The 15,599-nt window shown below is 71.1% G+C and carries 15 protein-coding genes; 8 read left to right on the plus strand and 7 right to left on the minus strand.

All coding sequences use genetic code 11. The features are described from left to right. The 4 genes from OKJ99_RS30870 to OKJ99_RS30885 all read left to right on the plus strand — a co-directional run. The coding region (locus OKJ99_RS30870; RefSeq protein ID WP_407700802.1) for an AMP-binding enzyme at positions 1-381 on the plus strand (381 nt) is incomplete at its 5' end. 82 nt (positions 382-463) lie between these two features. Further along, a complete protein-coding gene (locus OKJ99_RS30875; RefSeq protein WP_326021239.1) occupies positions 464-1,348 on the plus strand; it encodes an LLM class F420-dependent oxidoreductase in 885 nt (294 codons plus the stop codon). After that, entirely contained in the window at positions 1,345-2,217 is an 873-nt protein-coding gene (locus OKJ99_RS30880) for an SDR family NAD(P)-dependent oxidoreductase (protein ID WP_326021240.1), read from the plus strand. Before OKJ99_RS30875 ends, OKJ99_RS30880 begins: the two co-directional genes overlap by 4 nt. A 259-nt stretch (positions 2,218-2,476) precedes the next feature. After that, positions 2,477-2,827 carry an STAS domain-containing protein gene (locus OKJ99_RS30885; protein ID WP_326021241.1) on the plus strand — a complete coding sequence of 117 codons (351 nt, stop codon included), beginning with the start codon at positions 2,477-2,479 and terminating at the stop codon, positions 2,825-2,827. A gap of 46 nt (positions 2,828-2,873) precedes the next feature. Here OKJ99_RS30885 and OKJ99_RS30890 read toward each other — a convergent pair whose 3' ends face one another. From OKJ99_RS30890 to OKJ99_RS30915, 6 genes are all read right to left on the minus strand, one after another. Continuing rightward, a complete protein-coding gene (locus tag OKJ99_RS30890; protein WP_326021242.1) occupies positions 2,874-3,542 on the minus strand; it encodes a response regulator transcription factor in 669 nt (222 codons plus the stop codon). Then, positions 3,535-4,644, minus strand: coding sequence for a sensor histidine kinase (locus OKJ99_RS30895; RefSeq protein ID WP_326021288.1), 1,110 nt, complete (start codon positions 4,642-4,644; stop codon positions 3,535-3,537). Before OKJ99_RS30895 ends, OKJ99_RS30890 begins: the two co-directional genes overlap by 8 nt. Positions 4,645-4,748: 104 nt before the next feature. Beyond that, complete coding sequence (locus OKJ99_RS30900) at positions 4,749-5,288, minus strand: hypothetical protein (protein ID WP_326021243.1); 540 nt, start codon at positions 5,286-5,288, stop codon at positions 4,749-4,751. A gap of 81 nt (positions 5,289-5,369) precedes the next feature. Beyond that, entirely contained in the window at positions 5,370-7,142 is a 1,773-nt protein-coding gene (locus OKJ99_RS30905; protein WP_326021244.1) for a glycoside hydrolase family 3 protein, read from the minus strand. Positions 7,143-7,174: 32 nt separating this feature from the next. After that, complete coding sequence (locus OKJ99_RS30910) at positions 7,175-8,452, minus strand: MFS transporter (RefSeq protein WP_326021245.1); 1,278 nt, start codon at positions 8,450-8,452, stop codon at positions 7,175-7,177. Positions 8,453-8,526: 74 nt separating this feature from the next. Beyond that, the gene (locus OKJ99_RS30915; protein ID WP_326021246.1) at positions 8,527-9,531 is read right to left on the minus strand and encodes a LacI family DNA-binding transcriptional regulator; all 1,005 of its coding nucleotides are present in this window, start codon (positions 9,529-9,531) and stop codon (positions 8,527-8,529) included. A 189-nt stretch (positions 9,532-9,720) separates the two neighbouring features. Here OKJ99_RS30915 and OKJ99_RS30920 point away from each other — a divergent pair, with 189 nt between their 5' ends. After that, positions 9,721-10,386 (plus strand): GntR family transcriptional regulator, encoded by a 666-nt coding sequence (locus OKJ99_RS30920; protein ID WP_326021289.1) that lies wholly within the window; start codon positions 9,721-9,723, stop codon positions 10,384-10,386. Here the strand turns inward: OKJ99_RS30920 and OKJ99_RS30925 are convergent. Then, a complete protein-coding gene (locus OKJ99_RS30925) occupies positions 10,377-11,306 on the minus strand; it encodes a carbamate kinase (protein WP_326021247.1) in 930 nt (309 codons plus the stop codon). The two genes, OKJ99_RS30920 and OKJ99_RS30925, sit on opposite strands and share 10 nt — an antisense overlap. Before the next feature lie 122 nt (positions 11,307-11,428). Between OKJ99_RS30925 and OKJ99_RS30930 the strand changes: the two genes are divergently transcribed. The 3 genes from OKJ99_RS30930 to OKJ99_RS30940 are packed head-to-tail and all read left to right on the plus strand — an operon-like array spanning position 11,429 to position 15,395. Then, positions 11,429-12,382: a DUF2877 domain-containing protein gene (locus tag OKJ99_RS30930; protein ID WP_326021248.1), complete on the plus strand. Its 954-nt coding sequence runs from the start codon at positions 11,429-11,431 to the stop codon at positions 12,380-12,382. Next, positions 12,379-13,926, plus strand: a complete 1,548-nt coding sequence (gene fdrA / locus OKJ99_RS30935; RefSeq protein ID WP_326021249.1) for an acyl-CoA synthetase FdrA — start codon at positions 12,379-12,381, stop codon at positions 13,924-13,926. The genes OKJ99_RS30930 and fdrA overlap by 4 nt, the downstream gene beginning before the upstream one ends. After that, positions 13,923-15,395 (plus strand): YlbE family protein, encoded by a 1,473-nt coding sequence (locus tag OKJ99_RS30940; protein WP_326021250.1) that lies wholly within the window; start codon positions 13,923-13,925, stop codon positions 15,393-15,395. The genes fdrA and OKJ99_RS30940 overlap by 4 nt, the downstream gene beginning before the upstream one ends. The last annotated feature ends 204 nt before the right edge of the window (positions 15,396-15,599 follow it).

Below are 15,599 nucleotides of genomic sequence, written 5' to 3' on the forward strand. Positions count from 1 at the left end.
GGCGACGTCGGACGCCTCGACGAACGCGGCTTCCTCATCATCACCGACCGCCTCAAGGACATGTTCCTGGTCGGCGGGTTCAACGCCTACCCCGCCGAGATCGAACAAGCCCTGCGCGGCCACCCCGCCATCACCGACGTCGCCGTCGTCGGCGCACCGGACGAACGCCTCGGCGAGGTGGGCATCGCCTACTGCGTCCCAGCGGACGACACCCGGATCGACGCCGCCGAACTGACCGCCTGGGCACGGCAGCGCCTCGCCAACTTCAAAGTGCCGCGCGCCTTCGTCCCCGTCGACACCCTGCCCCACAACGCGGCGGGCAAGGTCGACAAGGTCACCCTCCGCGCACGCGCCCGCGAGGAACCGCCGTCCCGGACGTGAGCCGACCGTCCGGGTTCCAACTCGCCTCTTCCCGCCCTACGTTGCCCATCTCCCGCTGACACCCGTCCCCACAGGAGAGCGCATGAAGTACTCCGTCGTCCTCCCCGTCAACCTCGGCGTCCTCGGTGAGCCCTCCGATGTGCTGCGCGTGGCCCGGCACGCCGAAGAGCTCGGCTTCGAGTCGGTCTCCGCTGTGGAGCACGCCGTCGTGATCAGTGACACCGAGAGCCGCTACCCCTACGCGCCCGACGGCCGACTGCCCCTGCCGAACGACCTCCCCTACCCCGACCCGCTCGAACTGCTCGCCTACCTCGCCGCCGGCACCGACCGGCTCGGCCTCTCGACCGGCGTGCTGGTGCTGCCGAACCACAATCCGTTCGTGCTGGCCAAGCGTCTGGCCACCCTGGACCGGCTGAGCGGGGGACGGCTGCGGATCTGTGCCGGGCTCGGCTGGATGCGCGAGGAGATCGAGGCGTGCGGCGGCGACTTCGCGCGGCGCGGCAAGGTGGCGGACGAGTCGATCCGGCTGATGAGGGAGCTGTGGGCGTCGACTTCGCCCGAAGGGCTGTCCTTCCAGGGCGAGTTCTACGCGGTGGAGGGCGCGCACAGCTACCCCAAGCCGCATGCGGGACGCGCCGTGCCGCTGCACATCGGCGGCCACTCCGAGGCGGCGGCCCGCCGGGCGGGACGCCTCGGCGACGGCTTCCAGCCCCTGGGCCTGGCCGGCGACGAACTGACCGCGGCCCTCACCCTCGTACGGGAGACGGCGCGGGAGGCCGGACGGGATCCCGGTGACGTGGAGTTGACGCTGGGAGCGACGCTGCCGCGCGCGGCGGACAGGACCGAGTGGGCCGAGTCGCTCGGCGCCGACCGGCTCGTGCTGTCCGGGTCCCGGCACGCGACGTCCCTGGACGCGTTCCTCGATGAGTTGACGGCCTGCGCCGTGAAGGTGGGGCTGTCCCGGTGACCGAGTACCTCGCTCCCCCGCCAGGACCCGAACCGCCGTCCGCACTGCCGCGCGACCCCGAGCACCCGCTGTTCGCCGGGCGGACCGCCGTGGTCACGGGCGGGGCGCGCGGCATCGGCGCGGGCATCGTCCGGGCACTCGCGTATCACGGGGCGCGCGTAGTGCTGTGCGACACGGAGGGCGACGCGGCGCGGGCGACGGCCGAGACGGCGCTCGGCGACGGCTCCCCCGAGGTGACGGTCGTGGCCGGTGACATCCGCGCACGCACCACCGTCGACGCCCTGGTCGCGGCGGCCGGTGAGCCGGACTTCCTGGTGAACAACGTGGGTGACTTCCGCCCCTCCGGCCCGTTCCTCACCAGCGAGGAGCGGGACTGGCAGGACATGTACGAGCTGAACCTCCTGCACATCCTGCGGGTGACGCGGGCGTTCCTGCCCGCGATGGTGGAACGCGGGCACGGCGGCATCGTCAACCTGTCGTCCGTGGAAGGGCTGCGGGGCATTCCCGGCAGCGCGGTGTACGGGGCGTTCAAGGCGGCCGCCATCGCCTTCACGGCATCGCTGGCCGCGGAGGTCGGCCAGTACGGCATCCGTGTCAACGGCATCGCGCCCGACCTCACCGACACCCCGCAGACCCCGATGTGGGCGTCGACCGCCGCCAAGTACGGGGACCACGTGGGCAAATGGGTGCCGGTGGGCCGCTTCGGGCACCCGGCGGACCACGGCGACGCGGCGGTGTTCCTGCTGTCCGAGCAGTCCCGCTTCATGACCGGTACGACGCTGAACCTGGACGGCGGCACGATGGCGGCGCCGGGCTGGCTGCGGCGCGACGAGCACCGGTACACGAACATGCCGCGGGGGCTGCGTTGAGCGCCCGCGGCATGATCGTGCACTGGTGGCCCGGAGCGAGCCCCTGAAAGTCCCTCTCGCGCTCCCTGCACCGGCCATATGCCACTGCACGCCGAAAAGCGTCTGTTCGCCGTCGGCGATACGCTCCGCCATATGCCCAGGGCATGACCAGCGAGCATCCTTGGCCGCCTTCCGTCGGTTCTGATGCCAGGACGGTGCGCGCGGTGCTTCCATGGAACACTCAACGCACCTCAAGCGGGTAGGCCGAGGAGCAATAACCATGAGCACACCGACCTCACCCCCCTTCGACATCCACGTCGTGGACGCCGGAGACCTCGTCCTCCTCCACGCGCGCGGAGAACTCGACCTGAACACCGCGCCGGGCCTCGACCTCGCGCTGGTCCCCTTGCACCCACGCCGCTGCGAACTCGACTTCGCCGACGTGCCGTTCACCGACTCGACCGGCATCAACCTCCTCGTACGCCATCAACAGCTGGCCGCCGACGCGGGAGGCAGCCTGCGCCTGATCGCCGTCAGCGGGCCCGTCCGCCGGGTCCTGGACATCTCCGGCACCGCCGGTCTCCTGCTCACCTCCCCCGAACCACCCCCGCCGGAGGCCACCGGGCCCTGATCCGGACGGCCGAACCGCACGCGTGGCGCTGCCGGTTGGGGCCGGATCAGGCCAGGCCGGCGGCGATCGCGCGGCGGACGGCGTCGGCGCGGTCGCGGATGTCGGCCTTGGCGAAGAGGTTGTTGATGTGCGTCTTGACCGTGGCCTCGCTGATGAAGAGCTTCTCGGCGATGGCGCGGTTGGGCAGTCCCTGACCGATGAGCGTGAGCACTTCGCGCTCTCGCGGCGTGATGTCCGCGGGCAGCGACCGCGGGGCGGCCGCCGGTGCCGTGGTGCGCACCGTGGCCAGCAGCCGGTCCTGGACCGCGCGGTCGAGGACGGACTGGCCGGCGGCGGCCGCCCGGATCGCCCGCAGGATGTCCTGGCGGCCGGCGTTCTTCGTCAGGTAGCCGCGGGCGCCGGCGCTCAGCGCGGCCAGGATGGAGTCGTCGTCGGCGAAGGTGGTCAGCACGACCACCGCCACGCCGGGGTGTTCCTCGCTCAGCCGGCGGGTGGCCTCGATGCCGTCCATCTCCGGCATCCGCAGGTCCATCAGCACCACGTCGACCGGCCCCGCCGCCACGGCGCTCAGCACCTCGGTGCCGTTGGCCGCTGCCGTGATCACGTCGATGTCCTCGGACAGTGCGAGTACCGCCGCGAGGGGTTCGCGGACGGCGGCCTGGTCGTCCGCGACGACGACTCTCAACCGGTGCCGTCCATCGGCCTGTTCACTCATCGGGGATCACTGCCTCCACCTGCCAGCCGCCTGCGTCCGGCCCTTCGGCGACCGGTCCCGCAGTAAGGGTGCCATCCAGGAGGGCGACCCGCTCGCGCATCCCGATGAGTCCCATCCCGCTGCCGAGTCCCACGGTCACCGCACGGGCGGCGGGCCCGTTGCGGACCGTCAGCGTCGTCGAGGCCCCGGCGAACGCGAGCTCCACCGCGACCGTCCCACCCGGGGCGTGCCGGCCCGCGTTGGTCAGGGCCTCCTGGGCGATCCGCAACAGATTCTGCGTCCCGCGTGCCGACAGCGGCCGGACGGTGCCGGTGACGGTGAGCGCGTCGCGGTGGCCGGACGACTCCAGCATCGCGGTCAGCGTCTCGACCAGCGGCAGCGCGTCCTCACGCAGCGCGTGCACCGTCCACTGCGCCTGCTTGAGGCTCTCCTTGACCATGCTGTGCGCCTTCTGGTTCGCCTCGCGGACCTTGTCCAGGTCGCCGGTGTCCAGCAGCGCGTCGGCGAGCTCCAGCTGCATGTTGATCCCGGCCAGCGAGTGCGCCAGGACGTCGTGCACGTCCCGGGCGATCCGGCCGCGCTCGGCCAGCGCGGCGGTCCGGGCCTCGGCGCGTGCGGCGCGCTCGGAGGACTCGGCCGCGCCGATCACCGCTTCCAGCGCGCGCTGTTTGCTCCGGCTGAGCATGCCCGCCACCACGGGGACGCCGGTGGTGAGTCCCAGGACCCAGGGAAGGTTCGGATGCCCCGGGCCGACATCGAAGTAGAGCACCGCGCCGCACAGGAGACTGCTCGACGCGGCCAGCGGGAGCGACCACTGGGGAGGAAAGCGGTAGCCGATGTGGCCGACGAGGAAGAACGCGAACAGATAGCAGGCCCCGGTGCTGCTGACGCCGATCAGCGCGGCCGACGCGACGATCCCCAGCGCCAGTCCTACGAGGACGGCGCGCGGGGCGAACCGGGCTTCGGGCAGATGCCGGGCCAGCAGCGCCACCGAACACAGCACGAGCAGGACGCCGACCGCCAGGCCCCGGCCGCCGAGTCCCAGCGGCCGGACCGTCACGAACCCGCAGGCGATGACCGTCAGCGTGACGGCCCCGTGCATCCTGGGGTCCCTGCGCGGGACCACCGGGCGCTGCCCGGACTCCGGGCCGGACCCGACGTCCCGACCGCTCTCAGCTGTGGCCACGGCGCGACGATAGCCCACGATCAGGCGCCGTGGTCCGGGCTCAGAGCCGGTCGCGTCAGCTGCGCCCGCGGCCCACGGTCGACGAGGCGGCCGCGGACGAAGATGGTGGCCAGCCGTGTGACGACCTCGGTGAGGGCCATGAGGACGAACGCGGCGACCCACGCCTGGTCGCTGGTGATGTGGTGGGTGAGGCTGAAGCGGGCGACGTCGTCGCCGCCGCCGTGCTCGGTCCACAGCTGGAACCCCATGCGCGCGCCCATGCCGAGTACCCACAGGACCGCGGAGACCGCTCCGGCCTTGATCAGGAGATGCTCCCCGGAGACCCGGATCCGGGTGTAGACGCCGCCCCCGATGCCGAGCGCGGCGCCCGCGGCCACCAGGGTGCCGATCAGCACCAGGTCGTTGCCCCCGGTCGGGACGGAGTCGAGGTACTGCTGGGCCACGAAGGCCACGATCCCCAGCGGGACGAGGAAGGACTTCCAGTCCAGCCGCCCTTCCCGCAGCTGCCGGAAGACGACGAGGATGAGAGCGATGTCGGTGATCCACTCGGTCGTTGTCATGCCCTCAAGACTGCTGCGGCGAGGCGCTGACCACCTGGACCCATGGGTGGACCTCCGGGTGGACATCGGCGGCGCCCGCGTTCAGTACGTCATGCCGTGCCCGAAGCGGTACAGCGGTGAGCGCGTGTCGAAGGGGACGTCCTCGCGGCTCTCCTCGACCGCCTTCATCGACGACGGCAGGTCGAACGGCAGCCGTCCCTGCGGCGCGTCGGCCCCGAAGAGCAGGTCGAGCAGGGCGTCGTCCTCGGCACCGAAGTCGGCCACGACGGCCGTCGCCGCTTCGGCGATCTCCGTGAGCACGGCGGGGCGCTCCAGGTAGACGAGCACGACGGTGGGCACCTGCGCCGCGAGCCCGCGCACATGCCGCACGACGTCCTCGGGGAAGTCGAGCGAGCCTGCGTGGAACCACTCGCTGAGCGCGGTGCCCCGGTCCTCGTACGGGGCGCGCAGTCGCACCACGGCGACCTCGGCGTCCGCGACGTCGGGCACCAACTGGCCGTGTTCGGCGACCAGTTCGGCGTCCAGCCCCTCCGCGTACACACGCAGGCCGGTGCGGTCGGACAGCGGCAGCACGGCGTCGGCGTTCTTCACCAGGACCAACGAACGGCGCTGCGCCGTCCGTCCCGCTTCGCGCAGTGGCGCCGAACCGACGGTCTGCGCCGCCTGCTCGGCGTCGACCGTGCGCTGCTCGAAGAGTCCGAGCCGGAACTTCTCGCGCAGGAGCCTGCGTACCGACTCGTCGATGCGCTCCTGCGACACGGCGCCGCTGTCCACGAGTTCGAGGACGAGGTCCGTGCAGTCGTCGCCGCCGAACTGGTCGACGCCCGAGTCCAGGGCGCGGGCGATCCGCTGCGCCGGAGTCAGCTGTTCCAGACCGTAGGCGTGCGCCTCGAAGACGTCGCCGGAGAGCATGGTCGACTCGATGACGTTCCAGTCCGTGCAGACGATCCCGTCGAAGCCGTAGTGGCCGCGCAGCAGGTCGGTCACCACGGGCTTGTTGAACGCGAAGCCGACCTCCTCCCAGCCCGGCACGGCGAGCGGCATCCCGTAGTACGTCATCACCTGCGTCGCCCCGGCGCGGAACGCCGCGTCGAACGGCAGCTGGTGCAGCCGGGCCAGGCCGCCCGGGTACACCTGCTCGCGGTGCGCCGGGTCGTGCGCGTCCTCGCCGCCCAACTGCGGTCCGCCGCCCGGGAAGTGCTTGACCATCGCCGCGACGGAGCGGGCGCCGAGCCGCTCGCCGCCGCGCAGGCCCCGGATGAACGCGGCCGTCATGTTGGCCACCGTGACCGGGTCCTCGCCGAACGTGCCGTAACCGCGCGACCAGCGCGGGTCGGTGAACAGGTCGGCCATCGGCCCGAGCGCGACCCGGATGCCGAGCGCGGTGTGCTCGCGCCGCACCACCTCCCCGTACTCCTCGGCGAGCCGGACGTCACCGATCGCGCCGATGCCGGTGTGCTCGGGCCAGCGCGACATCCGCTCGATGGCCTGGCCCGCCGCCGGGCTGGAGAACATGCCGTGCCGCGGGTCCGTGGAGACGGTGACGGGAATGCCGAGCCGGGTGTCGGCGGCGAGCTCCTGGAGCCGGTTGTGCCAGAGCGCGATCTCGTACGGGTCGGTCCCGTTGAGGAGGTTGAAGTGGGTGATGTGGCGGTCCACGACCAGCTCGCGCGCGGTGCGCACCCCGTTGTCCGCGTCCGGCTCGGCGAGCAAGTGGCCGCCGGGAGCGAGGGTGTTGGCGGTGTGGAAGAGCTGTCCGGCCTTCTCCTGCGGTGTCATGCGGGAGAGCAGGTCCTCGACGCGCCGCTCAACGGGCAGTTCGGGGTTCAGGTACGGGGCGGAGGGGTGGTTCATGGCGGAACTTCCTTGTGCGGCGAGGGCGTTGCTCAGCGGCGCTTGACGGGCAGCACGGCCGGGATCGCGAGGAGCGCGGCGAGCAGACCGAAGACGAAGAGCGCGGGGTAGTTGTTGCCGTCCCCGAGGGCGAGCAGCGTCGGCGCGATGAGGGTGATCAGCGAGTACGGCAGTGTGGCGGCGATGTTCATGACGCCGAGGTCCTTGGCCGCGTTGTTCGGGTCGGGCAGCACATCGGCGGGCAGCGCGATGTCGACGGCGAAGTACACGCCCATGCCGACCCCGACGATCGCCTGCGCGATCAGGAACCCGGTCACCGACGTGGCCAGTGCCATCACGCCCATCGAGGCGGCGAGCAGCACGGCGGCCGTGAACACGATGGGCTTGCGGCGGCCGATCCGGTCCGAGATCCGGCCCGCGGGCACCGTCGCGATCAGGATGAAGATGTTGGCGACGAGGCTGCCCATGAACACGTAGTGGGTGACGGCGTCGTCGTTCTGGCCGAGATAGTCGGAGAGGTAGTACGCCATGTACGTGGTGACGGTGGCGTACGAGGTCCACATCAGGAAGCGGCTCAGCCAGGCCCAGCCGAAGTTCGGGAAGCGCACCGGGTTGGTCCACAGGAAGGCGATCAGCTGGCGGGCGGTCAGCGGCGGCACCTGCTCCTTGCTGACGCGGCGGTCCCGGCCGTAGAGCAGGAACGGCACGATCAGGGCGGCCCCGACGAGCGCGGGGACCAGCATCAGCGCGATGGTCGAGGTGTTGAGGGAGTCCACCAGGAAGGTGCCGCCGAGCGTCGCGAGCGGGTTGGCGAGGGCGAGCACCGCGGAGGCGAAGCCCATCTGCCGCTCGGGCACCTGGTCGGCGAGGGCGCCGTAGATTGCGGCCACCAGTGCGTTGTAGAAGCACTGCGCCAGACACCAGCCGACGACGATCTCCCAGGTGCTGTTCGCGTAGGCGATCACCACGATCCCCACGAAGCCGCCTGCCGTGCCGATCACCATCCAGGGGCGGCGGGCGCCGAACCGGGACGTGGTGCGGTCGGAGAGCAGGCCGAACAGCGGGTTGGCGACGAGCGCGACCAGGGCGCCTGCGCCGAGTGCCAGCGACAGGGCGCCCACCTTGCCGGCCGCGTCCATCCGCTCGACCTTGAGCGCGACGGAGATCAGCGACGGCACCAGTACGCCCATCCAGGCGCCGAGCAGGGCCAGGAAGTGGACGAGGACGAAGGTGCCGGGGACGCGCTCGCGGGCGTCGCCCCCGGGTGGTGCGGGGGCAGCGCCGGGTGCGGCACTGCTGGGGGCGGACATGGTCACAACTCTCCTTTGAGCCATGGGGCTTACTGCCTTGAGCCATGGGGCTCACTGCTTGGTCGGACTGGCTGTTACTGGTCCTCGTGGCTGCCGCAGGAGTCGCGGATCACGAGTTCGGTGGGCACGGTGAAGTGGGCCGGGGGCCGCCCGTGCTCGATGGAGTCGAGCAGCATCCGCACCGCGGCCGCGCCCATCTGCCGGAACGGCTGGCGGACCGTGGTCAGCGGCGGCTGCATGACACGGGCGATGGGGGAATCGTCGAACCCGATGACGGCGACGTCGTCGGGCACCCGATGGCCGGCGGCATGCAGGGCGTTGAGCGCCGAGAAGGCGATCTCGTCCCAGGCCACGGCGAGCCCGTCCGGGTCGGTGCCGAGCAGTTCGGTGATCTCGTCGGCGGTCGGCTCGCGGTCGGCCGGCAGCAGCGTGAGGTCCGGGTCGTACGGGATGCCGCCTTCGCGCAGGGCGTCCAGGTACCCCTCGAAGCGCTCCTGGGCGAAGGCGTCGTTCAACTGCCCGCCCACGAAGGCGATCCGCCGCCGCCCGTGCCGCACCAGGTGCAGCACGGCTTCGCGGAAACCGGCGCGGTTGGTGCTCTCGACGTACGGCAGGTCGAGGCGGTGGCCGCGGTCGTCGATGACCACGGAGGGCATGCTGGTGTGTGCGATGGCGCCGATGTGCCGGGGCGTGCCCTCGGGCATCAGCAGGATCAGCCCGTCCACGGGCAGCGTCGGCAGGGTCTGCGTGACGAACTCGCGCTCGGCGCGCTCGCCCGGCCGCAGCGGGTGGACCATCAGGTGCAGGCCGCGCCGCGCGGACTCCTCGGCGATCCCGTACTGGATGTCGGAGTAGCCCCACCACTGCTGGAGCGGCATGAGCAGCCCGAGCGTGTCGTGCCTGCCGGTGCGCAGGGAGCGCGCGCTGGCGCTCGGCGCGTATCCGAGGTCGGCGGCGATCCGCTGGATGCGCTCGCGGGTCTCGGCGCCGACGTCCGGATGCCCGTTCAGCGCACGGGAGACCGTGGGCTTGCTGACGCCGGCTTCCTTGGCGATGTCCGCGATGGTGACGCGGGGCATGGGGCCTCACCTGGTTCGTGGGTCGGGTTCCGGGGCTCGGTTCCGACACCTTCGGAACTGTTCCACAATCGATTGCGGAACAGCTCCGAAGGTAACTCCGGTGGGCCGTGGGAAGCAAGGGGCTCAAGAGAGCCTAGAATAGTATACCAATTCAGGCATTGATATACCGAAGGGATGCGCGAGGACCGGATGGCAGCGGAAGAGGGCAGGGAGGCCGAGTCGGTGCGGATCGCGCGGCAGATCCGTGACGACATCATCAACGGCACCCGCCCGCAGGGCAGCAAGCTCGTCGAGCGGGACCTGGCGAACGAGCTCGGCGTGAGCAGGGTGCCGGTGCGGGACGCGCTGAAGGCGCTGGTCGCGGAGGGGCTCGTCACGCCGCGACCCCGGACGTGGGCCGTCGTCCGCGAGTTCACGAAGAGCGACATCGCCGATCTCCAAGAGGTGCGTTTCGCGCTGGAGACCGTCACGTTCAAGCTGGCGGCGCAGCGGCGCACCCGTGCCGGGCTTCAGCAGTTGCGCGCCGTGCTCGACGCCGAACTCGACGCCGCGGCCTCGGGAGACGCCGTGACCGCGCGCCGGATCGCCGCCGAATTCCACGAGTGCGCCACGGAACTCGCGGGCAATCACGTCTTCGACGAGCTGGAGCTGACCCTGCGCAGTCGGATGCGCTGGCTGCTCGGCCAGCACGACGACCTGGCGAAGGTCGCCGAGGAACACCGGCTGCTCTACGAGGCCATCGAGCGGCGCGACGTCGCCGGGGTCGAGGCACTCGTGCTGCGCCACCTGGAGACCGGGCGGGCACAGCAGGAGGCACGCGCCCACAAGGTGGACCGACCGGCGGGTCAGTCGTAGACGATGCCCTCCGCGACGTCGCCGCGGATCTCGGTGCCGACCTTGCGGGCGAGCAGGTCGTCGAGCCGGTCGAGGGGGCCGATGAGGGCACGGCCACCGGCGCGCGCGACGCGGACGGCGGCGTCGATCTTGGGTTGCATCGAGCCCGCGGCGAAGGTGAGTTCGCCGATGTCCTCGCTGGAGGCGGTCTTGATGTCCCGCTGCTCGGGCGTGCCCCAGTTCTCGCTGACGTACTCGGCGTCCGTCAGCATGACGAGCATGTCGGCCCCCAGCTCCGCCGCAAGCGCCGCGCTGGCGAGGTCCTTGTCGACCACCGCCTGCACACCGCTCGTACGGCCGGCGCTGTCGGCCTTCACCGGCACACCACCGCCGCCGACACACACCACGAGCCGCCGGTTGTCCAGCAGGAGGCGGATGTCGGGGGCCTGGAGGACGCGGACCGGGTCGGGCGAGGGCACGACGCGGCGGAAGGTGTCGCCGTCCCGCGCGATCGTCCAGCGGTACTCCGCCGCCGCCTCGGCCGCGTCCTGGGCCGAGTAGGTCGGCCCGATGAGCTTCGTCGGCTGCTCGAAGGCCGGATCGTTCTCGTCCACCAGCGTCGTGGTGAGCACGGCCGTCACCTCGCGCTCACCGGCGAGGGCATTGGACAGCTCCTGCTGGATGACGTAGCCGATCATGCCCTGCGTCTCGGCGCCGAGGATGTCCAACGGGTAGGCGGCGACGTCCTGGTAGGCCAGGTTCTGCAGGGCGAGCAGGCCGACCTGCGGCCCGTTTCCGTGAGTGATGACGACTTCGTGCTCGCGGGCGAGCCCCGCCAGGGCGTCGCAGGACGACCTCACGTTGGTGCGCAGCCGGTCGGCCGTCATGGGTTCCCCGCGACGGGCCAGGGCGTTTCCGCCCAGTGCGACCACCACTCGCATGGTGACTCCCCTCTCCGTTCCGTGCTCCCGTTCCCCGTGCTCCCGGGAGGCAGCACCCTCGAAATGGTATACCAAATGGGCTAGGGTTCGGCCAGAAGCTCACCCACAAGAAGGTGGCGCCCATGACACCGCCCGCCCCGCCGCCCCTGACAGCACTCTCCGTCGACGGCAACCTGCTGGCACGCCTGCGCCACGGGCGGCTGACCGGGCACGTAGAGAGTGCGTTCACTCATGTCATCAACCTTCTGAGCTGCGATGACGAGCTGGTCTCCCTGTGTGCGCGCACCCTCGACGACGCACCGTGGAGCATGCGCGTCGACGTCGACGACTGGCAGGCCCGGGGCATCAGGGCGGGCACCCCCGTCACACTGGCCACCGATGCGATCACCCTCGGCGCCCCGACCCGCCACGTCGTGGTGCTGACGCCCGGCCCTCGGGAATGGCACTCCAAACCGGTCCCGCTGCGGCTGACCGGGCACCAACTGGCCGTACGGGCCGGGGTCCTCGCGGAGTTGCTCGACGCGCACGGTGCGCGCGGCGGCATGCGCACACCGCCCGACTCGGCGAACACCTTCGAGGCCGCGATGGGGGCGGAGCTGCGCCGGGGGCAGGACGCGCTGCACCGTTCCGTGCTCGCGGGCGACGGGCCGGGCACGAGCGCGGCGATCACCCAACTACTGGGCCTGGGCCCCGGGTTGACCCCGTCAGGAGACGACTTCCTGACGGGACTCGCGCTCCTCGCCGCCCAGCCCGGCAGCCGCATACCCGGTTACGTCACCGCCGCCCACGAAGTACTGGACCGCCTCCCCGACCGCACGACGCGGCTGAGCCGGACCACCCTGCGCGAAGCGCTGCGCGGCCGTGCGCGACAGAGCTTGCTCGACCTGCTGCACCTGTTGCTCACGCCCGACGAGTTGGTGGCGCCCGGCATGTCGCCCGCCCCCGCCGAGCTGTCCCGCCGCCTGCGGCCACCGGTCGACCGCGTGCTCGCCATCGGCCACACCTCCGGGGCCGACCTCCTGTCCGGTCTGCTGACCGGACTCCGCCTGGAAGCAGAACTGAAAGGTTCCATGTGAACGCCACCGCAGTGATCAAGAAGAATACGTACTTCGATTCGGTGTCGCTGATGTCGATCTCGACGAAGGCGAACCAACTCGACGGCGTGGAGCAGGCGTTCGTCGCCATGGCCACCGCGAAGAACAAGGAGGTGCTCAGCAACCTCGACCTGCTCACGGCGGAGCTGGAGGCGGCCGGCAACGGTGACCTCATGATCGTCACCGTGACCGGGGACGGCGTCGACACCGAGGCCACGCTCGCCCGGATCGAGGAGCTCCTCCAGCGCAAGGCCCCGGCAAGCGGCGGGTCGAGGGTCACCCACCGCACCCTCGTCTCCGCCGCCAAGGCGGACCCGACGGCGAACCTGGCCGTCATCGCCGTCAACGGTGCCTACGCGGCCCGCGAGGCACGCACGGCGCTCGACAACGATCTGCACGTCATGATGTTCAGCGACAACGTCGCACTCGACGACGAGATCGCGCTGAAGACCCTGGCCCACGACAAGGGCCTGCTGATGATGGGTCCCGACTGCGGCACCGCCATCATCAACAACGTCGGGCTCTGTTTCGCCAACGCGGTACGCCCCGGACCGGTCGGCATCGTCGCCGCGTCCGGCACCGGGTCGCAAGAGGTCAGCGTGCGCGTGCACGCCATCGGCGGCGGGATATCCCAGCTCATCGGCGTCGGCGGGCGCGATCTGAGCGCCGAGGTCGGCGGCGTCATGATGATCGACGCCATCCGCGCCCTCGCCGCCGACCCGCGGACACGGGCGATCGTCCTCGTCTCCAAGCCCCCCGCCCCGGCGGTCGAGCGGAAGGTGCTCGCCGAGATCGCCACCGCGGGCAAGCCGGTCGTCGTGTACTTCGTCGGCGGATCGGAGCAGGCGGTCACCGAGGCGGGCGGGCACTACGCCGCCGACAGCCAGGACGCCGCACTCCAGGCGGTGCGCCTGACCAGCGACCCGGAGGCCGCCGTGCCGGGCCTCGACACCGATCGCGTCACGTCGGTACGGGCAAAGCTCGACCCCCAACAGCGGTACGTCCGCGGCCTGTTCTGCGGCGGCACCCTGTGCGACGAGTCGATGTACGCACTCCTCGACGCCGGGGTCGACGAGGTCTGGAGCAACATCCAGAAGACCCCGGACCGCGTCCTCGGCGCGAAGGACGAGAGCCGGGGCCACACCTTCCTCGACTTCGGCGACGACGAGTTCACCAACGGCCGGCCGCACCCGATGATCGACCCGTTCCCGCGCCTGGAGCGCCTGCTGCAAGAGGCCCGCGACCCCGAAGTCGCCGTCGTCGTCCTGGACTTCGTCCTCGGGTACGGGGCACACGAGGACCCCGTCGGCGTGAGCCTGCCGGCGATCGCCGAGGCCAAGAGCGTCGCCGCCGCGGCCGGGCGCCACCTGGAGATCGTCGGCTATGTCCTCGGCACCGACCAGGACGACCCCCAACTCTCCGCACAGATCGCCCTGTTGGAGGGCGCGGGGGTCACCGTCACCCGCAGCAGCACCGAAACCGGGCAGTACGCCCGCGCCATCATCAGCGAGGGAGCCCGCGCATGACCACGCACACCAGCACGTCCGACGGCACACCCACCAGCACCCCCATCACCCCCATCACCCGCCTCTTCGGCGCCGAACTGAACGTCGTCAACGTCGGCCTCGCCATGTTCGAGGAGGACATCGCCGCCCAGAACGCCAAGGTCACCACGGTCGACTGGGTCCCGCCGGGCAACGGCAAGCCCGAGGTCATCGCCGCGCTCGACCACCTCGCGCGTCCGGACATCGCCGCACGCATCGAGGCCGCCAACGCCGAGGCGGTAGAGCGGATCACCAGCGCGAAGCCGATGCTGATCGGCTTCGGCCGGGCCATCGACGTCGTCCCCGGCATGACCCCGACCACCATCATCCACGCCGGGCCTCCCATCACCTGGGAGAAGATGTCCGGCCCGATGAAGGGCGCCGTACTGGGCGCCATCGTCTTCGAGGGCCTGGCCGCCGACCTCGCCGAGGCCGAACACGTCGCGGCCTCCGGCCGGATCACCTTCTCCCCCTGCCACGAACACGACTGCGTGGGCTCCATGGCGGGAGTCACCTCGGCGTCGATGTACATGCACGTCCTGCACAACGAGACGCACGGCAACCGCGCGTACACCAACCTCTCCGAGCAGATGTCGAAGATCCTGCGCATGGGGGCCAACGACGATTCGGTCGTCGAGCGACTGATCTGGATGCGGGACGTCCTCGGCCCCATGCTCAAGGAGGCCATGGAGATCGGCGGCCCGATCGACCTGCGGCTGCTGCTCTCCCAGGCGCTGCACATGGGCGACGAGGCGCACAACCGCAACATCGCCGGGAGCCTGCTGCTCATGCAGGAACTCGCGCCCCGCATGGTGCGAACGGGCTTCTCCGCCGAGCAGCAGAAGGACGTCTTCGACTTCATCGCCAGCTCGGACTACTTCTCCGGGCCGACCTGGCTGGCCATGGCCAAGGCGGCCCTGGACGCGGCGCACGGCATCGAGGACTCGACGATCGTCACCACGATGGCCCGCAACGGCGTCGAGTTCGGGCTGCGCGTCAGCGGCCTGCCCGGGAACCACTGGCTGACCGGTCCCGCCCAGAAGGTCGTCGGCCCGATGTTCGCCGGCTACCGCCCCGAGGACTCCGGCCTCGACATCGGGGACAGCGCCATCAGCGAGACGTACGGCTTCGGTGGCTTCGCCATGGCCGCGGCCCCCGCCATCGTCGCGCTCGTCGGCGGCACCGTGGAGGAAGCCCTCGCCCACACCCGCGAGATGGGCGAGATCACCACCGCGCGGAACCCGAACATCACCATCCCCTCCCTGGACTTCCAGGGCCTGCCGACCGGCATCGACATCCGCAAGGTGCTCGACACGGGCATCCTGCCGGTCATCAACACCGCCATCGCGCACAAGGAACCGGGCATCGGCATGATCGGAGCCGGTATCACCCACCCGCCCGCCGAGGTCTTCGAGAAGGCGGTCGTGGCGCTCGCCGCGAAGTTCTCCTGACCCAGCGGCGCCCCGTGCCCCTGCCGCCGCCTTCGCGTGCGGCGGGGCACCCAGGGCCCACCGGATCCTTCACCAGGACCACCAGGAACACCAGGAACACCCCGAACGGAAGGCAGCCGGCAGCACGGCGGCTTCAGCGTCCGCGCAGCGGATTCAACTTCCAAAGGCACGTGCCGACTTCCGCGCCCCGTCTTGCCAACTGGC

The organism is Streptomyces endophyticus (assembly GCF_035798155.1).
Taxonomy (GTDB): Bacteria; Actinomycetota; Actinomycetes; order Streptomycetales; family Streptomycetaceae; genus Streptomyces; species Streptomyces endophyticus.

Excerpts from the sequence above, each read along its gene's own strand:
- OKJ99_RS30940 (WP_326021250.1), top strand. The coding sequence starts at position 13,923 with ATGACCACGCACACCAGCACGTCCGACGGCACACCCACCAGCACCCCC.
- OKJ99_RS30885 (WP_326021241.1), top strand. The coding sequence starts at position 2,477 with ATGAGCACACCGACCTCACCCCCCTTCGACATCCACGTCGTGGACGCC.
- OKJ99_RS30915 (WP_326021246.1), bottom strand. The coding sequence starts at position 9,531 with ATGCCCCGCGTCACCATCGCGGACATCGCCAAGGAAGCCGGCGTCAGC.
- OKJ99_RS30925 (WP_326021247.1), bottom strand. The coding sequence starts at position 11,306 with ATGCGAGTGGTGGTCGCACTGGGCGGAAACGCCCTGGCCCGTCGCGGG.
- OKJ99_RS30875 (WP_326021239.1), top strand. The coding sequence starts at position 464 with ATGAAGTACTCCGTCGTCCTCCCCGTCAACCTCGGCGTCCTCGGTGAG.
- OKJ99_RS30920 (WP_326021289.1), top strand. The coding sequence starts at position 9,721 with ATGGCAGCGGAAGAGGGCAGGGAGGCCGAGTCGGTGCGGATCGCGCGG.
- OKJ99_RS30890 (WP_326021242.1), bottom strand. The coding sequence starts at position 3,542 with ATGAGTGAACAGGCCGATGGACGGCACCGGTTGAGAGTCGTCGTCGCG.
- OKJ99_RS30895 (WP_326021288.1), bottom strand. The coding sequence starts at position 4,644 with ATGCACGGGGCCGTCACGCTGACGGTCATCGCCTGCGGGTTCGTGACG.
- OKJ99_RS30910 (WP_326021245.1), bottom strand. The coding sequence starts at position 8,452 with ATGTCCGCCCCCAGCAGTGCCGCACCCGGCGCTGCCCCCGCACCACCC.
- OKJ99_RS30905 (WP_326021244.1), bottom strand. The coding sequence starts at position 7,142 with ATGAACCACCCCTCCGCCCCGTACCTGAACCCCGAACTGCCCGTTGAG.
- OKJ99_RS30930 (WP_326021248.1), top strand. The coding sequence starts at position 11,429 with ATGACACCGCCCGCCCCGCCGCCCCTGACAGCACTCTCCGTCGACGGC.
- OKJ99_RS30900 (WP_326021243.1), bottom strand. The coding sequence starts at position 5,288 with ATGACAACGACCGAGTGGATCACCGACATCGCTCTCATCCTCGTCGTC.